This is a genomic window from Streptomyces sp. NPDC101178 (genome assembly GCF_044767965.1).
Classification (GTDB): Bacteria; Actinomycetota; Actinomycetes; order Streptomycetales; family Streptomycetaceae; genus Streptomyces.
Genome location: NZ_JBIWOZ010000008.1, coordinates 188360 through 211734 on the forward strand (window position 1 = coordinate 188360; position 23375 = coordinate 211734).

General features: G+C 72.6%; 23 protein-coding genes and 1 pseudogene. 10 read left to right on the forward strand and 14 right to left on the reverse strand.

Annotated features, from left to right (window positions below; all coding sequences use genetic code 11):
* Window positions 1-11: 11 nt before the first annotated feature.
* Entirely contained in the window at window positions 12-2168 is a 2157-nt protein-coding gene (gene helR / locus ACIRR8_RS23355) for an RNA polymerase recycling motor ATPase HelR (protein ID WP_404068006.1), read from the forward strand.
* Between the two features lie 30 nt (window positions 2169-2198).
* Here helR and ACIRR8_RS23360 read toward each other — a convergent pair whose 3' ends face one another.
* From ACIRR8_RS23360 to ACIRR8_RS23375, 4 genes are all read right to left on the reverse strand, one after another.
* Window positions 2199-3170: an aldo/keto reductase gene (locus ACIRR8_RS23360; protein ID WP_404068008.1), complete on the reverse strand. Its 972-nt coding sequence runs from the start codon at window positions 3168-3170 to the stop codon at window positions 2199-2201.
* Between the two features lie 105 nt (window positions 3171-3275).
* Window positions 3276-4703 carry an argininosuccinate lyase gene (gene argH, locus ACIRR8_RS23365; RefSeq protein WP_404068010.1) on the reverse strand — a complete coding sequence of 476 codons (1428 nt, stop codon included), beginning with the start codon at window positions 4701-4703 and terminating at the stop codon, window positions 3276-3278.
* A 107-nt stretch (window positions 4704-4810) separates the two neighbouring features.
* The gene (locus ACIRR8_RS23370) at window positions 4811-6004 is read right to left on the reverse strand and encodes an argininosuccinate synthase (protein ID WP_201105399.1); all 1194 of its coding nucleotides are present in this window, start codon (window positions 6002-6004) and stop codon (window positions 4811-4813) included.
* Window positions 6005-6130: 126 nt separating this feature from the next.
* Window positions 6131-7039, reverse strand: coding sequence for an alpha/beta hydrolase family protein (locus ACIRR8_RS23375; protein ID WP_404068013.1), 909 nt, complete (start codon window positions 7037-7039; stop codon window positions 6131-6133).
* Window positions 7040-7140: 101 nt separating this feature from the next.
* Here ACIRR8_RS23375 and ACIRR8_RS23380 point away from each other — a divergent pair, with 101 nt between their 5' ends.
* Together ACIRR8_RS23380 and ACIRR8_RS23385 are read left to right on the forward strand one after the other, a co-directional pair.
* Window positions 7141-7710 (forward strand): TetR/AcrR family transcriptional regulator, encoded by a 570-nt coding sequence (locus tag ACIRR8_RS23380; RefSeq protein ID WP_404068015.1) that lies wholly within the window; start codon window positions 7141-7143, stop codon window positions 7708-7710.
* A gap of 180 nt (window positions 7711-7890) precedes the next feature.
* Window positions 7891-8601 (forward strand): L,D-transpeptidase, encoded by a 711-nt coding sequence (locus tag ACIRR8_RS23385; RefSeq protein ID WP_404068018.1) that lies wholly within the window; start codon window positions 7891-7893, stop codon window positions 8599-8601.
* Between the two features lie 10 nt (window positions 8602-8611).
* Here ACIRR8_RS23385 and ACIRR8_RS23390 read toward each other — a convergent pair whose 3' ends face one another.
* The 5 genes from ACIRR8_RS23390 to argC are packed head-to-tail and all read right to left on the reverse strand — an operon-like array spanning window position 8612 to window position 13481.
* Window positions 8612-9148 (reverse strand): arginine repressor, encoded by a 537-nt coding sequence (locus tag ACIRR8_RS23390; protein WP_404068021.1) that lies wholly within the window; start codon window positions 9146-9148, stop codon window positions 8612-8614.
* Window positions 9149-9173: 25 nt separating this feature from the next.
* A complete protein-coding gene (locus ACIRR8_RS23395; protein WP_404068023.1) occupies window positions 9174-10379 on the reverse strand; it encodes an acetylornithine transaminase in 1206 nt (401 codons plus the stop codon).
* Window positions 10376-11305: an acetylglutamate kinase gene (gene argB, locus ACIRR8_RS23400; RefSeq protein WP_326706770.1), complete on the reverse strand. Its 930-nt coding sequence runs from the start codon at window positions 11303-11305 to the stop codon at window positions 10376-10378. Before argB ends, ACIRR8_RS23395 begins: the two co-directional genes overlap by 4 nt.
* Window positions 11302-12456, reverse strand: a complete 1155-nt coding sequence (argJ, locus tag ACIRR8_RS23405) for a bifunctional glutamate N-acetyltransferase/amino-acid acetyltransferase ArgJ (protein ID WP_404068026.1) — start codon at window positions 12454-12456, stop codon at window positions 11302-11304. Before argJ ends, argB begins: the two co-directional genes overlap by 4 nt.
* Window positions 12453-13481: an N-acetyl-gamma-glutamyl-phosphate reductase gene (gene argC / locus ACIRR8_RS23410; protein WP_404068028.1), complete on the reverse strand. Its 1029-nt coding sequence runs from the start codon at window positions 13479-13481 to the stop codon at window positions 12453-12455. The genes argJ and argC overlap by 4 nt, the downstream gene beginning before the upstream one ends.
* A 140-nt stretch (window positions 13482-13621) precedes the next feature.
* On the opposite strand from argC, the gene ACIRR8_RS23415 reads away from it, so the two are divergent.
* The 4 genes and pseudogenes from ACIRR8_RS23415 to ACIRR8_RS23430 all read left to right on the forward strand — a co-directional run.
* Window positions 13622-14578: a GlxA family transcriptional regulator gene (locus tag ACIRR8_RS23415; protein ID WP_404068030.1), complete on the forward strand. Its 957-nt coding sequence runs from the start codon at window positions 13622-13624 to the stop codon at window positions 14576-14578.
* 107 nt (window positions 14579-14685) lie between these two features.
* Entirely contained in the window at window positions 14686-15684 is a 999-nt protein-coding gene (gap, locus tag ACIRR8_RS23420) for a type I glyceraldehyde-3-phosphate dehydrogenase (protein WP_404068033.1), read from the forward strand.
* Window positions 15685-15791: 107 nt separating this feature from the next.
* Window positions 15792-16130 (forward strand): hypothetical protein, encoded by a 339-nt coding sequence (locus tag ACIRR8_RS23425; RefSeq protein WP_404068035.1) that lies wholly within the window; start codon window positions 15792-15794, stop codon window positions 16128-16130.
* Window positions 16090-16344 (forward strand): annotated as a pseudogene (locus ACIRR8_RS23430) (ATP-binding protein); the annotation flags it as partial. The gene ACIRR8_RS23425 and the pseudogene ACIRR8_RS23430, both read left to right, overlap by 41 nt.
* Window positions 16345-16591: 247 nt before the next feature.
* On the opposite strand, the gene ACIRR8_RS23435 reads toward ACIRR8_RS23430, so the two are convergent.
* Window positions 16592-17395, reverse strand: coding sequence for a LysR family substrate-binding domain-containing protein (locus tag ACIRR8_RS23435; RefSeq protein WP_404068037.1), 804 nt, complete (start codon window positions 17393-17395; stop codon window positions 16592-16594).
* A gap of 148 nt (window positions 17396-17543) precedes the next feature.
* On the opposite strand from ACIRR8_RS23435, the gene ACIRR8_RS23440 reads away from it, so the two are divergent.
* Window positions 17544-17936 carry a DUF5997 family protein gene (locus ACIRR8_RS23440; RefSeq protein ID WP_404068039.1) on the forward strand — a complete coding sequence of 131 codons (393 nt, stop codon included), beginning with the start codon at window positions 17544-17546 and terminating at the stop codon, window positions 17934-17936.
* Window positions 17937-18028: 92 nt separating this feature from the next.
* On the opposite strand, the gene ACIRR8_RS23445 is transcribed toward ACIRR8_RS23440, so the two are convergent.
* The 4 genes from ACIRR8_RS23445 to ACIRR8_RS23460 form a co-directional block, all read right to left on the reverse strand.
* The gene (locus tag ACIRR8_RS23445; RefSeq protein ID WP_404068042.1) at window positions 18029-18526 is read right to left on the reverse strand and encodes a peptidylprolyl isomerase; all 498 of its coding nucleotides are present in this window, start codon (window positions 18524-18526) and stop codon (window positions 18029-18031) included.
* Between the two features lie 75 nt (window positions 18527-18601).
* On the reverse strand, window positions 18602-19771 hold the full coding sequence (locus tag ACIRR8_RS23450; protein ID WP_404068045.1) for a serine hydrolase domain-containing protein: 1170 nt from the start codon (window positions 19769-19771) through the stop codon (window positions 18602-18604).
* A gap of 90 nt (window positions 19772-19861) precedes the next feature.
* Entirely contained in the window at window positions 19862-20437 is a 576-nt protein-coding gene (locus tag ACIRR8_RS23455; protein ID WP_404068567.1) for a histidine phosphatase family protein, read from the reverse strand.
* An 81-nt stretch (window positions 20438-20518) separates the two neighbouring features.
* Window positions 20519-21988, reverse strand: coding sequence for a PLP-dependent aminotransferase family protein (locus ACIRR8_RS23460; RefSeq protein ID WP_404068049.1), 1470 nt, complete (start codon window positions 21986-21988; stop codon window positions 20519-20521).
* On the opposite strand from ACIRR8_RS23460, the gene ACIRR8_RS23465 reads away from it, so the two are divergent.
* Both ACIRR8_RS23465 and ACIRR8_RS23470 read left to right on the forward strand, forming a co-directional pair.
* Window positions 21987-23042 (forward strand): DMT family transporter, encoded by a 1056-nt coding sequence (locus ACIRR8_RS23465; RefSeq protein WP_404068051.1) that lies wholly within the window; start codon window positions 21987-21989, stop codon window positions 23040-23042. The genes ACIRR8_RS23460 and ACIRR8_RS23465 overlap by 2 nt on opposite strands.
* Before the next feature lie 82 nt (window positions 23043-23124).
* Window positions 23125-23334: a DUF1918 domain-containing protein gene (locus tag ACIRR8_RS23470; protein WP_404068053.1), complete on the forward strand. Its 210-nt coding sequence runs from the start codon at window positions 23125-23127 to the stop codon at window positions 23332-23334.
* Window positions 23335-23375 lie beyond the last annotated feature (41 nt).

Sequence of the window (23375 nt, forward strand, 5' to 3'; positions counted from 1 at the left end):
AACGCACCACCATGACCACCACCGCCTTCCACCTCCCCGACCGCCTCTCCCCCAAGGCCGACCCGGCCCTCATCGCCTCCGACGAGCGGCACTTCGCCGCCGTCGCCCGGACCCTCGACGCGTCGATCGCCGAGCTGACCGGCCGGCTCGACGCCGAGCGCCGGGCACCCGGCGGCACCGGCCGGCAGGCGATGGACCGGGACGCGGAGATCCACCGGCTCACCGCCCGCCTGGGCACCCTGCGCCGCTTCGGGCTCGACCTCTGCCTCGGGCGCATGGTCGCGGAGGACGGTTCCGAGCCCGTGTACGTCGGCCGGCTCGGCCTCACCGACAGCGAGGGCCGCCGGCTGCTGGTCGACTGGCGCTCCCCCGCCGCCGAGCCCTTCTTCGGCGCCACCCACGCCAACCCGATGGGTCTGGCGAGCCGCCGCCGGTACCGCTGGACCGGCGGCCGGATCAGCGACTACTGGGACGAGGTGTTCGCGCCGGACGCCTTCGCCGGTCATGCCGCGCTCGACGACCAGTCCGCGTTCATCGCGAGCCTCGGCACCAACCGGTCGGAGCGGATGCGGGATGTGCTCGGCACCATCCAGGCCGACCAGGACGCCGTCATCCGGGCGAGTTCGCGGGGCGCGCTGGTGGTGGACGGCGGGCCGGGTACGGGGAAGACGGTCGTCGCCCTGCACCGCTCCGCGTACCTCCTGTACTCCGACCCGCGGCTGGCTCACCGCCGGGGCGGGGTCCTGTTCGTCGGCCCGTCGCGGCCCTACCTCGGGTACGTCGCCGATGTGCTCCCGAGCCTCGGTGAGGAGGGCGTACAGACCTGCACCCTGCGGGACCTGGTGGAGGAAGGGGCCACGGCCGCCGCCGAGACAGACCCGGAGGTGGCGCGGCTGAAGGCGTCGGCGGCGCTGGTGCGGGCGGTCGAGACGGCCGTACGGTTCTACGAGGTGCCGCCCACCGAGCCGCTGACGGTCACGACCCCCTGGGCCGACCTCCGGCTGACCGCCGCCGACTGGGCCGTGGCGTTCGAGGCGGCCGGGCCCGGCGCCGTACACAACGAGGCGCGCGACCAGGTCCACCAGGAGCTGCTCACGCTCCTGGTGGAGAAGTACGACGGTGAGGAGGTCGCGCCGGAGCTGGTCCGGAAGGCGCTGGGCCAGGACCGGGAGCTGGCCGCCGCGTTCGACCGGGCGTGGCCGCTGCTGGATCCGGCCGAGCTGGTCGGTGATCTCTGGTCGGTCCCCGCCTATCTGCGCCTGGCCGCCCCGTGGCTCACCCGGGACGAGGTGCGGCTGTTGCAGCGTGCGGACGCGCGGGCCTGGACGGTCTCCGATCTGCCGGTCCTGGACGCGGCGCGGCAGCGGGTCGGGGATCCGGAGGAGTGGCGGCGCAGGCAGCGGGCGCGGGCGGCCGTGGCCGCCGAACGCGCGGGCATGGCCCAGGTCATCGACGCGCTCCTCGCGGACGAGACCCTGGCCGACGCCGATGCGGACAGCGAAGGGGCGCTGGTCATGCTGCACGGCCAGGACATGAAGGACACCCTGGTCGACCCGGACGGATCATCCGGCACCGAACCGGACCGGCTGGCGGGCCCGTTCGCGCACATCGTCGTGGACGAGGCGCAGGAGCTGACCGACGCCGAGTGGCAGATGCTGCTGGTGCGGTGCCCGTCCCGCAGCTTCACCGTCGTCGGCGACCGCGCCCAGGCCCGGCACGGCTTCACGGAGTCATGGCGGGAGCGGCTGGAGCGGGTCGGGCTCGACCGGGTGTCCTCGGCCTCGCTGACCGTCAACTACCGGACACCCGAGGAGGTCATGGCGGAGGCCGAGCCGGTGATCCGGGCCGTGCTGCCGGACGCCAATGTGCCGGTCTCCATCCGCTCCGGCGGCCTGCCGGTCGTATACGGCCCGGTGGCGGATCTCGACGCGGTCCTGGACACCTGGCTCGCCGCGCACGCGGACGGGATCGCATGTGTCATCGGTGATCCGGCGTTCCGGGCGAGGCCGCGCGTACGGTCGCTGACGCCGGAGCTGTCGAAGGGCCTCGAATTCGATCTGGTGGTGCTCGTGGCCCCGGAGGCGTTCGGTGAGGGCGTGGCGGGCGCGGTCGACCGCTATGTGGCGATGACCCGGGCCACTCAGGAGCTCGTCGTCCTGACCGGCTGACGAGCTCCTTGAGGCTCAGCGGCCCTCGGCTCAGTGCCAGGGCAGGGCCGCGCGGTGGCGCCAGTACGACTCCGGCTCCTCCACCAGCGCGTCCAGCCGGGCCCGCTGCTCCTCGTCCAGGCCGACGACGGGAGCGTGCAGGTTTCCGGCGAGCTGGGTGGCGGTGGCGGCGCCGGAGAGGACGACCCCGGCCCACGGCTGGTGCAGGACGAGCGCCAGCGCCACCGCGTCGCCGCCCACCCCCGCGTCGGCGGCGATCTCGCGGAAGACGGCGGGCGCCTCGTCCCCGGCCAGCCGCCCGTTGGCCATGCCCTCCTTGACGATCACGGTGAGTCCGGCGTCATGGGCTTCGGCGAGAGCGGGGGCGGCCGAGGTCTCCAGGGCGTTGTAGGTGGCCTGGACCGTACGGAAGAGCGGGTTGCCGTCAACGGTGAGCGCGAGCGCGGCGCGGATGGCGTCGGCCTGGTTGGGGCCGCTGGTGGAGAAGCCGACGGCGACCCCGTCGGCGGCGAGTGCGGCCAGGCGCTCGTGGAGCTCCTTGTCGGCGAGGGCCGGGCTGTCCGGGGTGAGCGAGTGGATCTGGTAGAGGTCGAGCCGGTCGCCGAGGAGTTCGCGGGTCTCGGCGCGCTGGCGCTCGAAGGTGGCGAGGCCGTGGTCCTTGACCTCGTGGACCTCGGCCTCGGTGTTCCAGTCGGCGGTGTAGGTGTAGCCCCACTTGGAGCCGACGACCAGGTCGGTGAAGGAGGGCCGGGCGTCCAGCCACTCACCGAGGAACTCCTCGGCGCGGCCGTAGGAGCGGGCCGCGTCGACGTACCGGACGCCCTGCGCGTACGCCGCGTCCAGCAGCTCGTGCGTACGGGCGCGCAGGCCCTCCACGTCCCGGCCGTCGGGGAAGTCCTGGTCCCGGTGGAGGTTGATGTATCCGGGCCTCCCCACGGCTGCGAGGCCCAGTCCGATGTGGGCGGTCGGGGTCGTCGCGGTGGCCAGGGCGGTGAAGGGCATCGCGGGCTCCTCGGGGTCGGTTGCGGTACTCCTACCCCGGTCAACGTAGCCCGCTGCGCCTTTCGTACACCTGCGACGACACCGTACGTACGCGAAGGCGTACGGCTACCGGCGGGCGGCCGCCCAGGCGTTCTGCGCCTCCAGGTCCTTCTTCACCTCGGCGAGCTGGACGGCGACGGCGGAAGGTGCCGTTCCGCCCCGGCCGTTGCGGGAGGCGAGGGCGCCGCGCACGTTGAGGACCGTGCGGACCTCCGGGGTGAGGTGCTCGGAGATCGCGGCGAACTGCTGGTCGGTCAGCTCGTCCAGCTCGATACCGTGCTGCTCGCACTCCTTGACGCAGGCACCGGCGACCTCGTGCGCGACCCGGAACGGCACGCCCTGCCGCACCAGCCACTCCGCGATGTCGGTGGCGAGCGAGAAACCGGCCGGGGCCAGCTCCTCCATGCGCTCGCGGTTGACGGTGAGCGTCGCCATCATGCCGGTGAAGGCGGGGAGCAGGACTTCGAGCTGGTCGCAGGAGTCGAAGACGGGCTCCTTGTCCTCCTGGAGATCGCGGTTGTACGCGAGCGGCAGCGCCTTCAGCGTGGCGAGGAGGCCGGTCAGGTTGCCGATGAGGCGGCCGGACTTGCCCCGGGCCAGCTCCGCGATGTCCGGGTTCTTCTTCTGCGGCATGATCGAGGAGCCGGTGGAGAAGGCGTCGTGGAGCGTGACGAAGGAGAACTCCTTCGTGTTCCAGATGATGACCTCCTCGGCGATCCGGGAGAGGTTGACGCCGATCATCGCGGTGATGAAGGCGAACTCGGCGACGAAGTCCCGCGAGGCGGTACCGTCGATGGAGTTGCCGACCGAACCGTGCTCGAAACCGAGGTCGGCGGCGACCGCCTCCGGGTCGAGCCCGAGCGAGGAGCCGGCGAGCGCGCCGGAGCCGTACGGCGAGACGGCCGTGCGCTCGTCCCACTGGCGCAGCCGCTCGGCGTCCCGGGACAGGGACTGGACGTGGGCGAGCACGTGGTGGGCGAAGAGCACCGGCTGGGCGTGCTGGAGGTGGGTGCGGCCGGGCATCGCCACGTCCGGGTGGGCCTCGGCGAGGCCGACCAGCGCGCCCTGGAGCTCCGCGACGAGGCCGCCGATGATCCGGGCGTGGTCGCGCAGGTACATCCGGAAGAGCGTGGCGATCTGGTCGTTCCGCGACCGGCCGGCCCGCAGCTTGCCGCCGAGGTCGGGGCCGAGGCGCTCCAGCAGTCCGCGCTCCAGGGCGGTGTGGACGTCCTCGTCGGCGATGGTGCCGGTGAAGGAGCCGTCCGCGACATCGGCTTCGAGCCGGTCCAGGCCCTCCCGCATCCGGGTCAGCTCGTCCTCGGTGAGCAGGCCCGCCTTGTTGAGGACGCGGGCGTGGGCGCGGGAGCCGGCGATGTCGTACGGCGCGAGCCGCCAGTCGAAGTGGACGGAGGCCGACAGCTTGGCCAGCGCCTCGGCCGGTCCGTCGGCGAAACGCGCGCCCCAGAGCCGGACGTCACCGTTGTTGCTGCTCACTGCGTGCTCCTCAGAAAAAGCGAAGGCCAAGTCGGGGGCCCGGGTGCGGATATGCGGCCGCCTCCCTGCCGCGTGCGGACGGGGAGGCGGCTGTACAACGAGAGGGGTCAGGCGAGGTCGCGCTTGGCCGCGATCTTGGACGAGAGGCCGAAGAGCTCGATGAAGCCCTGCGCCTTGGACTGGTCGAAGGTGTCGCCCGAGTCGTAGGTGGCGAGGTTGAAGTCGTACAGCGACTCGTCGGACTTCCGGCCGGTGACGACGGCGCGGCCCGCGTGCAGGGTCATCCGGATGTCGCCGGTGACGTGCTGGTTGGCCTCGTTGATGAAGCCGTCCAGGGCCCGCTTCAGCGGGGAGAACCACAGGCCGTCGTAGACCATCTCGCCCCAGCGCTGCTCGACCTGCCGCTTGTAGCGGGCCAGCTCGCGCTCGACGGTGACGTTCTCCAGCTCCTGGTGGGCGGTGATCAGCGCGATCGCGCCGGGCGCTTCGTACACCTCACGGGACTTGATGCCCACGAGCCGGTCCTCGACCATGTCGATCCGGCCGATGCCCTGGGCGCCGGCCCGCTCGTTGAGCTGCTGGATCGCCTGGAGGACGGTGACGGGCCGGCCGTCGATGGCGACGGGCACGCCCTCCTTGAAGGAGATGACGACCTCGTCGGCCTCGCGCGGGGTGGCGGGGTTGGAGGTGTACTCGTAGATGTCCTCGATCGGCGCGTTCCAGATGTCCTCCAGGAAGCCCGTCTCGACGGCCCGTCCGAAGACGTTCTGGTCGATGGAGTACGGGGACTTCTTGGTGGTCGCGATCGGGAGGTTCTTCTCCTCGCAGAAGGCGATCGCCTTGTCCCGGGTCATGGCGTAGTCGCGGACCGGGGCGATGCACTTCAGGTCGGGGCCGAGCGCGGAGATGCCGGCCTCGAAGCGGACCTGGTCGTTGCCCTTGCCGGTGCAGCCGTGGGCGACGATCCCGGCGTCGTGCTTTTTGGCGGCGGCGACGAGGTGCTTGACGATGGTCGGCCGCGAGAGGGCCGAGACCAGCGGGTAGCGGTCCATGTAGAGGGCGTTGGCCTTGATCGCCGGGAGGCAGTACTCCTCGGCGAACTCGTCCTTGGCGTCCGCGACCTCGGCTTCGACGGCACCGCAGGCGAGCGCGCGCTTGCGGATGACGTCCAGGTCCTCGCCGCCCTGGCCGACGTCCACGGCAACGGCGATGACCTCGGCGCCCGTCTCCTCGGCGATCCAGCCGATGGCGACGGAGGTGTCCAGGCCGCCCGAGTAGGCGAGTACGACGCGCTCGGTCACGGGTTTCTCCTTACGGTGCAATCACTGATGGGTATAACTATGCAGTGGTCCGTATGTTTTGTCAAAGTGGCAGGTCAGGTCCGGTGAGGACAGTCATACGGGCCGGATACCGCTGGCCGGTCGAGCTCACTTGACGGCGATGCTCCACGCACCGTCGCCGGGCGCGGCGGCACCGAGGGCGCTCCACCCGGTGCCGTCGAGCTCGAGGGCGTCGAGGAGGTAGGCCGAGACCGCGTCGGCGACGAGGGCGACGCGGGCGGGGTCCTCGTCGGTGGTCTCTGCGACCATCTCGCCGGCGATGCCGCCCAGAGTGTGCTCGCCCTCGGCGATGGTGAGCAGGCTCTTCGGGGACGGGCTGAGGTGGTAGGCGTCGGTGAACCACTCCGGGCCCCGGGTGGAGAGCTGCGACCGGTCCTCGCCGCCCGCGACGACCAGGGCGGGGGTGGTCATGGTGGAGTAGTCCGGCCTCATGAACGGAAGGTGCTCGGCGGCGAACGGGGTGAGCGTTTCGCCGGTTCCGGTCACGGCGATCAGCGCGCCGGCCGAGACGCCGGGGTGGGAGAAGTCCTCTCCGGGCACGCCGTCGGCGTCGAGCACCCGCGCGCCGAGGATCGCGCCGGCACTCTGGGCGCCCCAGGAGTGGCCGACGACGGCGATGCGCTGACGGTCGACCCGGGTCGCCAGGTCGCCGGCCTGGAGAAGGATGTCGCCGAGGCCGTCGAGGACCGCGTGGAGGTCGGCGATCCGGACGCGCCAGATGGTGGCGAAGCGCGGGTCGTCCCACCCGATGCCGTTGCGGCGGGAGTCCAGGTGGGTGGGCTGCACCACGATGAATCCGGCGGCCGCCCACCGGTCGACGAGGGGCTCGTATCCGTCCAGGGACCAGGCGTTGCCGTGGGAGAACACGATGACGGGCAGGTCGTGGCCCGACAGCGGGGCGGTGACCTTGACCTGCAGATCGACACTGCGGCCGGGTGCCGCGACGGCGATGGGCTTGACCGCGACGATCTGTCGGCCGAGAGGACTGGAAGACATGGGGGACCTGCGCTTTCTCCATGGAGCCGCTCTGCCATACTTTGGCGGAGCGTCGTTCCGCCAATTTAGCGGAACATTGTTCCGCGAGCAATGGAGGTCCCGTGACGGAGCCGGTCGGAGTACGCCGGGCACAGGCGCAGCGCACCCGCAGCGGTGTGCTGGCGGCCGCGTCGGCGGTCTTCGTGGACCAGGGTGTCCAAGCCCCCATCCGCGACATCGCCGAGCGCGCCGGCGTGGGCGTGGGCACGATCTACCGGAACTTCCCGACCCGGGCGGACCTCGTCACCGCCGTCTACCGCCACCAGATCGACGCCTGCACCGCACTCGCTCCCCGCCTCCTGGAGGAATCGGCCTCCCCGTTCACCGCGCTGACCCGCTGGGTGGACGCGTTCGTGGAGTTCCTGGTGACCAAGCACGGTCTCGGTGCCGCTCTCGGGTCCGGTGATCCGGGGCTGGAGAACCTCCACGCCCTCATGCTCGACACCCTGGTCCCGGCCTGCGCGACGTTGCTCGACGCCTGCGCCGCCGCCGACGAGGTCGCCCCCGGCATCACCGCCTACACGCTCATGCGCGCCATCGGGAACCTCTGCATCACCGGCCCCGACTACGACCGGGCCGACGCCGGGCGGATGGTCGAGGCCCTCCTCGCCGGGTGCCGTCGCCCCGCTTAGCGGCAGAGACCGGGTCCGGCCCCGCGCCTGCCTCGGGCCATCGGGCGAGCCCCCGAGGGGGGCAACCCGGCATCTCCAGTGGCTTCCGGGGGCTTTCGGGAGCTCTTCAGGGGTGGGCCGCTGGGCCGTACGGAGCAGGTCCGGTGGGGCGTCGCGTCCGGGCGCCATACGGTCCGGAGCATGCGCCGACGACCTCTGCCGACCTTCGCCGTACTCCTCACGCTGGCCCTGGGCTCCCTCGGGGCCGCTCCCGAGAAGAGCCCGCCTCCCCTCCCGTACCGGCTGGCGGACACCGGCGGCGGCTCGCAGCTCATCACCGCCGAGGCTCCGGACACCGGCTCCACGACGGGCACGGTGACCTGGTGGGAGCGGCGTGGAGGCCGGTGGGTGGCGGCGGGCTCGGCGGCCGCGCGGTTCGGGGTCAACGGGCTGGCCGAGGGCGGCAGCCGCGAGCAGGGCACCAGCACCACGCCGACCGGGCTGTACGACCTGCCCTACGCCTTCGGCATCCAGGACGCCCCGGCGGGGACGCGGTATCCCTACCGCAAGGTGACCGAGGACTCCTGGTGGTGCCAGGACAACGCCTCGCGCGCGTACAACCGCTGGGTGGAACCGCGTCCCGCCGACTGCCGGGCGGACGAGGCCGAGCACCTCGTCACGTACGGGACGCAGTACGCCCACGCGCTGGTGATCGGCTTCAACTACGACCGCCCGGTACGCAACCGGGGCGCCGGGATCTTCCTGCATGTGAACGGGCGCGGCGCGACGGCGGGTTGTGTGTCCGTGCCCGCCGACGCCATGGCGGAGATCCTGGCCTGGGCGAAGCCGGAGCGGCGGCCGCACATCGCGGTCGGGACCTCCTTGGGCCCGACCGCGATCACGCGGTACTGAACGGAACGGCTCAGCGGTCGTTCTGAGCGAGTCTCAGCAGGTGTTCGGCGAGGGCCTGGCCGCCGCCCGCGTCGCGGCTGATGAGCATCAGGGTGTCGTCGCCCGCGATGGTGCCGAGGATGTCGTGCAGTTCGGCCTGGTCGATGGCCGAGGCGAGGAACTGCGCGGCGCCCGGCGGCGTACGCAGCACCACCAGGTTGGCCGAGGCCTCTGCCGAGATCAGCAGTTCGGCCGAGAGCCTGCGCATCCGCTCCTCCTTGGCCGAGCCGCCCAGCGGCGCCTGCGGGGTGCGGAAACCGCCCTCGCTCGGCACCGCGTAGATCAGCTCGCCGCCGGTGTTGCGGATCTTGACCGCGCCCAGCTCGTCGAGGTCGCGGGAGAGCGTCGCCTGGGTGACGCTCAGCCCGTCGTCGGCGAGGAGCTTGGCCAGCTGGCTCTGCGAGCGGACCGGCTGCCGGTTCAGGATGTCCACGATCCGGCGGTGGCGGGCGGTGCGGGTCTGCGGCACGGACGGTCCGCCGTGCTCGGTCTCCTGCGCCTCGGTCATCGTCGTCGCCTCATTCTCCGGAGGCTCATGCTCCGGATCGTCCGTCCCCGTGTGCCGCGTCGAGAGCGCTCGGCAGGATCTCCAGGAACGTGTCCACCTCCGCGTCACCGATGATCAGCGGCGGCATGAGCCGTACGACATCGGGGGCGGGCGCGTTCACCAGGAGGCCGGCTCCCTGGGCCGCCTGCTGCACCTGCGGTGCGAGGGGTCCGGTGAGCACGATACCCAGCAGCAGGCCGCTGCCGCGGACATGGGAGACCAGCGGATGTCCGAGCGCCTCCACGCCGTCGCGGATCTTCTCGCCGAGCCGCTTGACCTCGTCGAGCGCGCCGTCGGCCGCGAGGGTGTCGATGACGGCGAGTCCGGCGGCGCAGGCGACCGGGTTGCCGCCGAACGTGGTGCCGTGGTGCCCCGGCTTCAGCAGGTCGGCCGCCGGGCCGAACGCGACCGTCGCACCGATCGGCAGACCGCCGCCGAGTCCCTTGGCGAGCGTGACGAGGTCCGGCTCGACGCCTTGGTGGGCCTGGTGCTCGAACCACTGGCCGCAGCGGCCGATACCGGTCTGCACCTCGTCCAGGACGAGCAGCGTGCCGGTGGCGCGGGTGATCTCCCGGGCCGCCTCCAGGTAACCCCTGGGCGGGACGACGACACCGTTCTCACCCTGGATCGGCTCGATGATGACCAGGGCGGTGTCGGTGGTCACCGCTGCGCGCAGGGCGTCCACGTCTCCGTACGGCACATGCGTGACGTCACCGGGCAGCGGGACGAACGGCTCCTGCTTGCCGGGCTGGCCGGTCAGCGCGAGCGCGCCCATCGTCCGGCCGTGGAAGCCGCCGTCGGTGGCGACCATGTGCGTGCGTCCGGTGAGCCGGCCGATCTTGAACGCGGCTTCGTTGGCCTCGGCGCCGGAGTTGGCGAAGAAGACCCGGCCCGGGCGGCCGAAGAGCTGGAGCAGCCGCTCGGCGAGCGCGACCGGCGGCTCCGCGATGAACAGGTTCGATACGTGGCCGAGCGAGGCGACCTGGGTGGAGACGGCCTCCACGACGGCCGGGTGCGCGTGGCCGAGGGCGTTGACCGCGATGCCGCCGACGAAGTCGAGGTAGCGGGTGCCGTCCCCATCCCAGACGTGGGCGCCCTCCCCGCGGACGAGCGACAGGCGGGGCGTGCCGTAGTTGTCCATCAGCGCGCCCTGCCACCGCGAGGTGAGTCCGCTGCTGCCGGTGCCGGTCATGATTCCCCCAGTTCAGGCCCTGTGTGTACGTCGATGGGGGCGTCCGGCACGACCATCGTGCCGATGCCCTCGTCGGTGAAGATCTCCAGCAGGATCGAGTGCTGGACCCGGCCGTCGATGACGCGGGCGGTCTCGACGCCGTTGCGGACGGCGTGCAGGCAGCCCTGCATCTTGGGGACCATGCCGCTGGACAGCTCGGGCAGCAGCTTCTCCAGCTGACTCGCGGTCAGGCGGCTGATCACGTCGTCGCTGTTGGGCCAGTCCTCGTACAGCCCCTCCACGTCGGTGAGGACCATCAGCGTCTCGGCGTTCAGGGCGGCGGCGAGCGCGGCGGCCGCGGTGTCGGCGTTGACGTTGTAGACGTGGTGGTCGTCGGCGGAGCGGGCGATGGAGGAGACGACCGGGATGCGGCCGTCGTCGAGCAGCGCCTGGATGGCCCCGGTGTCGATGGCGGTGATCTCGCCGACCCGGCCGATGTCGACGGACTCGCCGTCGATGGTGGGCCGGTGCTGGGTGGCGGTGATGGTGTGGGCGTCCTCGCCGGTCATGCCGACGGCGAGCGGGCCGTGCTGGTTGAGGAGGCCGACCAGCTCGCGCTGGACCTGTCCGGCGAGGACCATCCGTACGACGTCCATCGCCTCGGGTGTGGTGACCCGCAGCCCGGCCTTGAACTCGCTGACCAGGCCCTGTTTGTCGAGCTGGGCGCTGATCTGCGGGCCGCCGCCGTGCACGACGACGGGCTTGAGCCCGGCGTGCCGCAGGAAGACGACGTCCTGGGCGAAGGCGGCCTTCAGCTCCTCGTCGATCATGGCGTTGCCGCCGAACTTGATGACGACGGTCTTGCCGTGGTGCCGGGTCAGCCAGGGCAGCGCCTCGATGAGGATCTGCGCCTTCGGGAGTGCGGTGTGCTTCCGCGCCGTCGTCATGAGCTGTACGCGCTGTTCTCGTGGACGTAGTCCGCGGTGAGGTCGTTGGCCCAGATGACGGCGGACTCGGTGCCGGCGGCGAGGTCGGCGGTGATCTTGACCTCCCGGTAGCGCATGTCGACCAGGTCGCGGTCCTCCCCCACTCCCCCGTTCTTGCAGACCCAGACGTCGTTGATGGCGACGTTGAGCTGGTCCGGCTCGAAGGCCGCCCGTGTGGTGCCGATGGCGGAGAGGACCCGGCCCCAGTTGGGGTCCTCGCCGTGGATGGCGCACTTGAGGAGGTTGTTCCGGGCGATGGACCGGCCGACCTCGACGGCGTCGTCCTCGGTGGCCGCGTTGATCACCTCGATCCGGATGTCCTTGGAGGCGCCTTCGGCGTCGCCGATGAGCTGCCGGGCGAGGTCGTCGCAGACGGCCCGTACGGCCTCGGCGAACGCGGCCTGGTCCGGGGTGATGCCGCTGGCGCCGGAGGCGAGGAGGAGCACGGTGTCGTTGGTGGACATGCAGCCGTCGGAGTCGACCCGGTCGAAGGTGGTCCGGGTCGCGTCGCGGAGGGCGGCGTCCAGTGCGGGGGCTTCCACGTCCGCGTCGGTGGTGAGGACGACGAGCATGGTGGCGAGGCCCGGGGCCAGCATGCCGGCGCCCTTGGCCATGCCGCCGACGGTCCAGCCCTCGCCGCCCGCGACGGCCGTCTTGTGCACGGTGTCGGTGGTCTTGATGGCGATGGCGGCCTTCTCACCGCCGTGCTCGCTGAGCGCGGCGGCGGCCTGCTCGATGCCGGGGAGGAGCTTGTCCATGGGGAGCAGGAGCCCGATGAGGCCGGTGGAGGCGACGGCGACCTCGCCGGCACTGTGGCCCTCCAGCACCTCGGCGACCTTCTCGGCGGTGGCGTGGGTGTCCTGGAACCCCTTGGGTCCCGTACAGGCGTTGGCGCCGCCGGAGTTGAGGACGACGGCGGTGACGACGCCGCCCTTGAGTACCTGCTCCGACCAGAGGACCGGGGCGGCCTTGACGCGGTTGGAGGTGAAGACGCCCGCGGCGGCGCGACGGGGCCCGTGGTTGACCACGAGGGCCAGGTCCGGGTTACCGCTCTCCTTGATTCCGGCGGCGATGCCCGCCGCCGAGAACCCTTGTGCTGCCGTGACGCTCACGGTGCAACTCCGATCGTCGTGAGACCTGTGTCCTCGGGGAGCCCGAGGGCGATGTTCATGCTCTGCAGGGCGCCGCCCGCGGTGCCCTTGGCGAGGTTGTCGATGGCGGTGACGACGACGATCCGCCCGGCGGCCTCGTCGTACGCGACCTGGACCTGTACGGCGTTGGAGCCGTACACCGCGGCGGTGGCGGGCCACCGGCCCTCGGGCAGGAGGTCGACGAACGGCTCGTCCGCGAACGCCTTCCCGTACACGGCGCGCAGGCCCTCGGCGCTCACGCCGGGCGTCGCCTTCGCGCTGCACGTGGCGAGGATGCCGCGCGGCATGGGCGCCAGGGTGGGCGTGAAGGAGACCGTGACCGGGTGCCCGGCGGCGGCGCTGAGGTTCTGGATCATCTCGGGCGTGTGGCGGTGCCCGCCGCCGACGCCGTACGGGGTCATGTTGCCCATCACCTCGGAGCCGAGCAGATGCGGCTTGGCCGCCTTGCCCGCACCGGAGGTCCCGGACGCGGCGACGATGACGGCCTCCGGCTCGGCGATACCGGCCTCGTACGCCGGGAAGAGCGCGAGCGACACGGCGGTCGGGTAGCACCCCGGCACCGCGATCCGCTTCGACCCGGCGAGCGCGGCCCGCCCACCCGGCAGCTCGGGCAGCCCGTAGGGCCAGGTCCCGGCGTGCGGCGACCCGTAGAACTTCTCCCAGTCCCCCGCGTCCTTCAGCCGGAAGTCGGCCCCCATGTCGACCACGAGCACCTCGTCCCCGAGCTGCTCGGCCACGGCGGCGGACTGCCCGTGCGGCAACGCCAGGAAGACGACGTCGTGCCCGGCGAGCACCTCGGCGGTGGTCGGCTCCAGCACCCGGTCGGCCAGCGGCCGCAGATGCGGCTGGAGCGAGCCGAGGGCCTGCCCGGCGTTGGAGTGTCCGGTGAGCGCACCGATCTCGACGCCGGGGTGCGCCAGCAGAAGGCGGAGCAGCTCACCGCCGGCGTATCCGCTCGCCCCTGCCACCGCTGCGCGTACCACCATCGGAACCCTCCTCGTTGATGGCATGACTATACGCAGGGCTGCACTTTTATGCAATCGGCTGGATCGGTGCCCGGCCGGCGGACACGAGCACCCGGCGCACGCGACCGAGCCGGCGCCCGCGCCCCGCGTACCCTTTCCCCGTGCCCGCCCCGTCCCCGCACCGCGTCGCCGTCCTCGTGCTGGAGGGGGCGAAGCCGCTCGACGTCGGGATTCCCGCGCAGGTGTTCACGAGCCGCGCGAGCATGCCGTACGAGGTACGGGTCTGCGGTGCGGCTCCCGGCCTCGTGACCGGCGGCGACGGGCTGTCGTACTCCGTCGCCCATGGGCTCGGCGCGCTGGAGTGGGCCGACATCGTCTTCGTCCCCGGCTACCGGTTCCCGGACCGGGACGATCCACCGCGGGCCGTCGTCGACGCGCTGGTCGGCGCGCACGGCCGGGGCGCGCGGCTCGCCGCCATCTCGACCGGGGCCTTCGCGCTCGCCGCGACCGGTCTGCTCGACGGCAAGCGGGCCACGACGCACTGGCACTACACGCGGGCCCTCGCGGTGAGGCATCCGCGCGTCCGGGTCGACGAGAACGTCCTCTTCGTCGACGAGGGCAGCGTGCTCACCTCGGCCGGTGCCGCCTCGGGCATCGACCTGTGCCTGCACATCCTGCGCGGCGATCTCGGGGTGGCCGCGTCCAACCACGCCGCGCGGCGGCTGGTGGCGGCCCCTTACCGCAGCGGCGGGCAGGCGCAGTACGTGCCGCGCAGCGTGCCCGAGCCGCTCGGAGAGCGGTTCGCCGCCACCCGGGAGTGGGCGCTGCACCGGCTCGCCGAGCCCCTCACCCTCGACGTACTCGCCCGGCACGCGGCGGTGTCGCCGCGCACCTTCTCGCGGCGCTTCGCCGAGGACACGGGGTACACGCCGATGCAGTGGGTCATGCGCGCCCGTATCGACATGGCCCGCGAGCTGCTGGAGCGCTCGCAGCGCAGCATCGAGCAGATCGCCGCCGATGCCGGCCTCGGTACGGGGACCAATCTGCGGCTCCACTTCCAGCGCATCCTCGGCACCACACCGAGCGAGTACCGGCGCACCTTCTCCAGGGACGAATAGCCTGGCGCGATCCTTTCGGACCGTGGCGATCACGCCGCTGTCAGCGGCGGCCGGGGCGGGCGAACCTGGAGGCGAACCCGCAGGGACCGGAAGGGACACCACCACTCATGACGCGCATCGCCATCAACGGATTCGGCCGCATCGGACGCAACGTCCTGCGCGCGCTGCTCGAACGCGACAGCGGCCTGGAAGTCGTCGCCGTCAACGACCTCACGGAGCCCGCCGCCCTCGCGCGGCTGCTCTCCTACGACTCGACGGCCGGCCGGCTCGGGCGCCCGGTGACCGTCGACGGGGACACCCTCGTCGTCGACGGCCGCCGCATCACCGTGCTCGCCGAACGCGAACCGGCGCGGCTGCCGTGGGCCGGGCTCGGCGTCGACATCGTGCTGGAGGCGACCGGCCGCTTCACCTCGGCCGAGGCCGCCCGCGCGCACCTCGACGCGGGCGGGAAGAAGGTACTCGTCAGCGCGCCGGCGGACGGCGCCGATGTCACCCTCGCGTTCGGCGTCAACACCGACGCGTACGATCCTGCGGCGCACACGATCGTCTCGAACGCCTCGTGCACGACCAACGCGCTCGCGCCGCTGGCCAAGGTGCTGGACGATCTCGCCGGTATCGAGCACGGCTTCATGACGACGGTGCACGCCTACACGCAGGAGCAGAACCTGCAGGACGGCCCGCACCGCGACGCCCGCCGCGCCCGCGCCGCCGCCGTCAACATCGTGCCGACCACGACGGGCGCCGCCAAGGCGATCGGCCTCGTGCTGCCGGCCCTCGACGGCAAGCTGTCCGGCGACTCGATCCGCGTACCGGTTCCGGTGGGATCGATCGTCGAACTCAACACGACCGTCGCCCGCGACGTGACGCGCGAGGACGTGCTGGCGGCGTACCGGGCCGCGGCGCAGGGGCCGCTCGCGGGCGTCCTGGAGTACTCGGAAGACGCGCTCGTGTCGTCCGACATCACGGGCAATCCCGCCTCGGCGATCTTCGACTCGGCCCTCACCCGCGTCGACGGCCGCCATGTCAAGGTGGTCGCCTGGTACGACAACGAGTGGGGCTTCTCGAACCGTGTGATCGACACGCTCGAACTCCTCGCCGCCGGCTGACGGGAGCCTTCCCCACCGTGTCTGCGGGCTGATTCCGGCGCTTCGCCCGATCGGAAGATCTGAAGGTAGGTTGATCACCGGTCGCCGGAGCCTCTGGGAGGACTGCTGTGACGGAGATCGAGGTCCCGGGACCTGAGCCCGACTGGCAGCCGGCCACCCAACTGCCCTACGACACCGACAAGAACCCCGCCCATCAGTTCAGCGTCCGGGAGCGCTCCGTCCCGCTGTTCCAGATGATCGGGGTGCTGGCGCTGCCGGTGCAGCCCGTGGCCCAGCGGCTGCGGCTGATCGTGGAGCGGTCGTGGGACGGGGTGGACGCCGTCACGTTCCGCGGAGACGCGCACAAGGACGCGGAGCGGCGGACCCGCGCGGCGCGGGATGACAGCCCTCCGGACGAAGCCGCCGACACTCATGGACATCAAGCCCGGGCTGCCCAGGACGGATGACTTCCAGCACCGGCCGCGGTGGCGGCCGCTCGTGGTCGAGACCGCCCGCCGCGTACTCGACCACACCGGCGGCACCCTGGTGGTGCCCATCACGGTCCTGGTCAGGGCCTACCGGCGTGAGATCAGCGCGGGCCTCGCCCAACACGGCGCCCCGATAAGGCACTTCGTGCTCCATGCCGACCGGGACACGCTCCGCACCCGGATCGAGGGGGATGCCGGAAGACGGCCCAGGTTCCATGGGCGAGGAAGAGACCGAGGAGTGCGGTGGGTGGGGGCGGCGCACGGGTTCGCGTACGAGGGCGGGGGGGGCCGGGTGTACCGGAGCACGCATCGGTGGGCAAAGGGCTCGACGTAACGGGGTACGCGCAGCGGGGCGCCGGATGTACCCGGGCACGCATCGGCGCGCGGAAGGCCTCGACGTAACGGGGTAGGTGCAGCGGGGTGAGGGGCGGCGCCCCGGTCTACCGGCCGCGCGGCTTTCCTCGTTTGCCGGGCGCCTTGCCCGTGGGCTTGCCGCCCTTGGGCGCGCCTGCGCGGCGGCCCGTGCCCGACTGCTTGCCGCCGGGCGCGGGCTTGCGGCCGGAGCCGGTGCCCGTCGCCGCCCGCTTGGCCTTGGCCTTCTCCTTCGCCGACGGCTGCGGCGGGGTGGCCGCGCGGCCGCGGGTGCTGTTGACCGTGCGGCCCCGGACGATGCCGATGAACTCCTCGACCAGGTCGGGCGTGGGCTCCTCCTGCGGCCACGACAGGGCCACGCGGGACTCGGGAGCCTCCAGGACCGGGCGGTAGGTGAGGTCCTTGCGGTGGTGCAGGCGGGCCAGGGACTGCGGGACGAGGAGGACGCCCACGCCCGCCGCCACCAGCTCGACGGCGTCGGCCGTGGAGGCGGGGCGTTCGAGCGCGGGGCGGCCCGGGAGGGTCCCCCAGTCCAGGACGTCGTCGAGCGGGTGCAGGACGATCTCGTCCGCCAGGTCGGGGAGCGTGACCTCCTCCGCGGCCGTGGCGGCGTGGTCCTTGGGGATCACCACGACCGTCGTCTCGGTGTACAGGGGGATCGCGCTGAGGACGTCCCGGTCGACCGGAAGCCGTACGAGCCCCGCCTCCGCACCGCCGTCCGCCAGCAGCCGGCCGGCCTCGGCCGGAGGGACCTGGACGAGCTCCAGAGGGGTGTCGGGCAGCCGCTCGTGCCAGACCCTCACCCACTTGGTCGGCGTCACACCGGGGACGTACGCGAGCCTGAAGGATGAGGGGGTGTCCGAGCCTGTCACGGGTCCAGGCTACCGGCCGCCCCGCCGCCGGCCGGTCACCGGCCACCGCTCACCCCGGCGTCCACCTGCACCGGGCACCGGCCACCGGTCCGTGGTCGGCCACCGGTCCGTGGTCGGAGGTATGTCCCATCGTCGATACCCTGGACCCATGACGTCGCACAAGACCGCCCAGACCATGAAGCCCGCCACCGCGGCGAAGAAGCTGGGTGTGTACCTCCAGGCCACCCCCGCCGAGTTCCAGGAGGGTGCCGTCTCGCGCACCGAGCTCAACGCCCTCCAGACCGACCCGCCCGCGTGGCTGGTCGAGCTGCGCCGCACCGGACCGCACCCCCGGCCCGTGGTCGCCGCGAAGCTCGGCATCTCCATCGCCGGCCTCGCCCGTGGCGGGATCACCGATCCCCTCACCACCGAGCAGGTCGACGCCCTCAAGGACGAGATGCCGGAGTGGCTCCAGAAGGAGCGGGCCACCCAGGCGGAGGTCCGCAAGGAGACCGCCCGCATCAAGGAGCGCAACGCGGAGCGCGCCGCCCGGTCGAACTGACCGGGGCCCGCGGAAGAGACCAGGAAGCCCGGCCGACGCGGTGCGTCGGCCGGGCTTCCTGCGTTCCGCCGGGCCCTGAGGCGCCGCGTCGGTCAGAGAACGCCGGACTCGGCGATGGTGACCTTGGCGCGGGTGCGGCCGCTGGAGGAGCCGAGCGCCTCGATCTTGCGGACGAGCTTCATGCTGTCGTCGTCGGCGACCTCGCCGAAGACCACGTGCTTGCCGTCCAGCCACGGGGTGAGCACCGTGGTGATGAAGAACTGCGAGCCGTTGGTGTTCGGGCCGGCGTTGGCCATCGAGAGCAGGCCGACGCGGTCGTGCTTGAGGTTGAAGTTCTCGTCGGCGAACTTCTCGCCGTAGATGCTCTTGCCGCCGGTGCCGTCACCGCGGGTGAAGTCCCCGCCCTGGAGCATGAAGTCCGTGATGACGCGGTGGAAGGACGAGCCGGCGTAGCCGAAGCCCTTCTCGCCGGTGGCGAGCGCGCGGAAGTTCTCCGCCGTCTTGGGGACGACGTCGTCGAACAGGTTGAACGTGATCCGCCCTGCGGGCGCGTCGTCGATGGTGATGTCGAAGTAGACCTTGGTTGTCATGGTGACATCCTCACATTCCTGGCAACCGCAGGTGAAACCCGGGTTGGGTCGGCGGTGTGGAATGTCCGGTTCCGATCATCCCCGGGCGGCGTCCCCAAGGGCCGCGTACACCGCGTCCACCAGCGCCGTCTTCCGCGGGTCGTCGGCCACGCCTGAGCCCATCCGGTTCATCACGTACCCGAGGGCGATTTTGGCTTCCGGGTCGGCCAGGCCGCAGGAACCGCCCGCGCCGTCGTGGCCCATGGCCCGCGGATCGGGGCCGTACGAGCCGTTGCGGCCGCTCAGCCAGAGGCCGAGCGCGATCTCCGTCTCGTGGGCGAAGGCGTCGCCGAGGACCAGGTCGCGGCAGGCGCCCTGGCTCTCGCGGACCCGCTCGACGGCCCGCTCGGAGAGGATCCGGTGGCCGCCGAGGCTGCCGCGTCCGGCGAGGATCCCGTAGAGCGCGGCGACCGCGCGGGCGGTGCCGTGGCCGTTGGCGGCGGGAATCTCGGCGGCGCGCCACCCGGGCGTGTTGGCGGCGGCGCGGCCGGTGGGCGGGTTGAGCAGGGAGGCGACGGCGACCGGTGTCATCCGGGCCAGGAGCGCGGCCTGGGCGTCGCGGTCGGCGCGTTCCTGGACGAGTTCGGCGAGCCGGTGGGTCTCCTTCTCCGGGAGGCCGAAGGTGAAGTCGATGCCGAGCGGCCCGGTGACCTCCCGCCGCAGGAACTCCCCCGGCAGCACGCCGCTGACCCGGCGGACCACCTCGCCGACGAGGAATCCGTACGAGATCGCGTGGTAGCCGGACCGGCTTCCCGGCTCCCACATGGGCGCGGTGGCGGCGAGCCTCGCGCAGGTCAGCTCCCAGTCGTACAGCTCGTCCAGGGTGTGCGGGGTGCCGACTCCGGCGACTCCGGAGCGGTGCGAGAGGAGGTGGCGTACGAGGACGCTCTCCTTGCCGTTCGCCGCGAACTCCGGCCAGTACGCGGCGACCGGGGCGTCCAGGTCGAGCAGGCCCCGGTCGGCCAGGATGTGGGCGCAGAGCGCGGTCGGGCCCTTGCCCGTGGACCAGACGTTGACCAGGGTGTCCCGCTCCCACGGGCGGGTGCGGGCCTCGTCGGCCCAGCCGCCCCAGAGGTCCACCACGGGGACGCCGTCGGCCAGGACGGTGAGCGCCGCGCCCAGTTCGCCGCGGGCGGTGAAGTTCTCCTCGAAGGCGGCCCGGACCCCGGCGAACCGGTCCTCGCAGTGGCCGTGGATCTGCGGCACGTCTCCTCCGGTACGTCACGGGACAGATGCCCCTGCAACGTACCGACCGGTCGGACCGGTGGGAAGGGAGCGTGCTGCCCGGAATCGGCGTCAGCGGACGCCGGACTCCAGGCTCAGGCTCCAGCGGCCGGGCGAGCCCGCGAGCGTGATCGTGGAGAGCGGGCGGACGTCCACGTTCCAGTACGCGGTGGGCGGCACGTTCAGCGCGTAGACGAGGGCCGCGCGGATCACGGCGGGTTCGGCGACCGCGACGATGAACCCGTCGCACACCGGGCGGGTGTCCAGCCAGCCGCCGATCCGTCCGATGAAGGCCAGGAGCGACTCGCCGCCGTGCGGGGAGCTGCCCGGGTCGGCGAACCAGACATCGACGGCTACCGGTTCCCTGGCCGCGACCTCGGCCAGGGTCATCCCACGCCAGCGGCCCATGTCGCAGTCGCGCAGGGCGGGCTGGGCCATCGGTGCGTAACCGAGCGCGTCGCCGGTGGCGCGGCTGCGCGGGGTGGGCGAGCAGTAGCGCAGTTCCGCCGCGCCGAGCGGGACGAGGGTGTGGGCGACGAGCTGCACCTCGTGCCAGCCGGCCTGGTCGAGCGGCCGGTCGTCGTCGAACCGCTCGGCCAGGCGGGGCGAGGTACGCGCCGCCGCGACCAGGGTGACCCGCTGTGCCATGGCCGGATGCGTCATGGCCGGATCGTGGTGCCGAACGGTTGAACGGTCAAGAGGGCCCCCGGGTGGTACCGACCCCGCCGGTCAGTTTCCGGCCAAGGCCGACAGGCCCGGACTCTCGTAGGCGGTACGCAACCGGCGTACGCCCTCCGCGATCTCGGCCGCGCCGGAGACCGCCGCGAAACTCAGCCGTACGTGGCCCGCCGGAGGTTCGGCGCAGAAGTACGGGGTGCCCGGGGCGATGGCGACAGAGGCGCGCAGCGCGGCGGAGGCGATGGCCGTCTCGTCGGGTCCCGTGCCCGCACCGGTCGCCGGGATCCGGAGCCAGAGACTGCCGCCGCCCGCCGGTACGTGCGGCAGGGCGAAGGCGGGCAGTTCGGAGCGGAGTGCGGCGGCCATCACCGTACGGCGGCTCCGCAGCTCGGCCGCCACCGCGGCGAGGTGGCGGCCCCACGACGGGGCGCCGACGAGTTCGAGCGCGGCCTCCTGGAGCGGCCTCGGTACGAAGAAGCTGTCGACGACCTGGATGGCGCGCAGGCGCTCCAGCACCGGCCCCCGGGCGGCCAGCGCGCCCACGCGGAGGCTGGGCGAGGTGACCTTGGTGAGCGAGCAGACGTGGACGACCACGCCGTCGGGGTCGTCGGCGGCCAGGGGCACCGGCAGCGGTCCGGCGTCGTCGTGGACGAGCCGCCGGGCGAAGTCGTCCTCGACGACGAACGCCCCGGCCGCGCGGGCGATGGCCAGGATCTCGGGGCGGCGGGCGGGCGCGAGGGTGGCTCCGGTCGGGTTCTGGAAGAGCGGCTGGGTGACGAAGACCCGGGCTCCGGTGGCGCGGAAGGCGTCGGCGAGCAGCTCGGGCCGGACCCCGTCCGCGTCCATCGGGACCGGGACCGGGCGCAGTCCCGTGGCGCGGGCGACCGCGAGCATGCCGGGGTAGGTGGGCGACTCCACCAGGACCGGGGCGCCGGGCGGGGCGAGGGCGCGCAGGGCGGTGGCCAGGGCGCTCTGGCCGCCCGCGGTGATCAGGACGTCGGCGCCGGAGACGGCCGGGCCGATCTCACGGGCGAACCAGGACCGCAGTTCGGGCAGCCCGTCCGTGGGCGGCCGGCCCCAGGCGCCCGGGCGGCGGCCGGCCCGGGCGAGGGCGGCGGCCAGGGCCCGCTCGGGCTGGAGGCCGGCGTGGAGGTAGCCGCCGTTGAACTCGATGGTGCCGGGCGGTGGTGCGGCGAGGGTGGCCAGGACTCCGGAGGCATCGACCGTACGCGGCACGACCTCGGGTCCGCCGTCGCCGCTCAGCGACACCTCCTGCCAGGACGTGTCACCGGGGGCGGGCACCTCGGCACGCGGCTCGGCCCGGAAGGCGCCGGAGCCGGGGCGGGTGGTGACGAGCCCTTCGGCGGCGAGCTGCGCGATGGCGCGGGAGACGGTGACCGGGCTGACCCGGAAGCGCTCGACCAGCGCACGGCTGGACGGCAGCTTTCCACCAGGTGAGTAGCGGTTGAGTTCTCCACGGAGGGAAGTGACCAGCTCGGCCACGCTGCTACGCTCTTGCATGAGAGCACAGGATAGCGCTACCCACGCTGGAACGATAGCGATCGCCACCGGTACGGAGACCTCCGCGACGCACGGACCGGGTGCGTCGCAGCACACCGCCCGGACCTCCGGCACGGAAGCACCGCCGCACACCGCGCAGGCCGCCCCCGCCCGCCGTGGCACGCTCCTCGCCGCGCTCGGCGTCGTGGCGTTCTCGCTCACCTTCCCCTCCACCGCCTGGGGCCTGGAGAGCTTCGGCCCCTGGTCCCTCGTCGCCCTGCGCTCCACGCTCGCCGCGCTCATCGCCGGCTGCTTCCTGCTGGCGGTCCGGGCGCCGGTGCCCGCGCGCCGCCATTGGGCCGGGCTCGCGGTGGTGGCGGGCGGTGTGGTGGTCGGGTTCCCGCTGCTGACGACCCTCGCCCTCCAGACCTCCACCACCTCGCACGCGGCCGTGGTCGTGGGGCTGCTGCCGCTGACGACCGCGGTGCTCGGGTCGCTGCGTACCGGGGAACGTCCTTCCCGTACGTTCTGGGTCGCCGCCCTCGCCGGGGCCGCCGTCGTCATCGGCTTCACCGTGCAGCAGAGCGGTGGCGCCCTGACCTCGGGCGATCTGTATCTGTTCGGCGCGCTGCTGGTGTGCGCGGCCGGGTACACCGAAGGCGGCAGGCTCGCCCGGGTGATGCCGGGCTGGCAGGTGATCGGCTGGGCGCTGATCCTCTGCCTGCCGTTCGCGGTGGCGGGCAGCGCGGTGGCACTGCCGCTGGAGCCGGTCCACCTCACCGCGCACGGCGCCCTCGGCCTGGTCTGGGTGGCCGCGGGATCAACGTTCTTCGGGCTGTACGTCTGGTACAAGGGCATGGCGGAGATCGGTGTCCCCCGGGCCAGCCAGCTCCAGCTCGCACAGCCGCTCCTCACGCTGGCGTGGTCCGTCCTGCTGCTCGGCGAGAAGGTCTCCGCGGCGGCTCCCCTCGCGGCGGTGGCGGTGCTCGTCTGCATCGCGGCCACCCAGCGGACGGGCCGGGGCAAGGTTCCCCGGCCCCTTCCAGCAGACGAAACCAGGCCGGTACGGTCATAGACTTGGCGGTACGGACCGCCGCCCTGTGAGACGGACCGCCGCCCTGTGAGACGGACCGCCACCCCGTGAGGAGGTCACCCCCATGGAGGCATACGCGGGCGACCGGCTGCTGATGCACGGCAGGACCGTGGGACAGCACGACCGGGTCGCCGAGATCATCGAAGTCCTCGGGGACGGGGGCGCTCCCCCGTACCGGCTCCGCTTCCCCGACGGCCGCGAACACCTGATGTCACCCGGCCCCGACAGCGTCGTCCAGCACATCGAGGCGCCCCGGGACCGGCCCCAGCGGTAAGCGGAACCGGGGCCGGGGTCCGAGCGGGCCCCGGCCCCTCA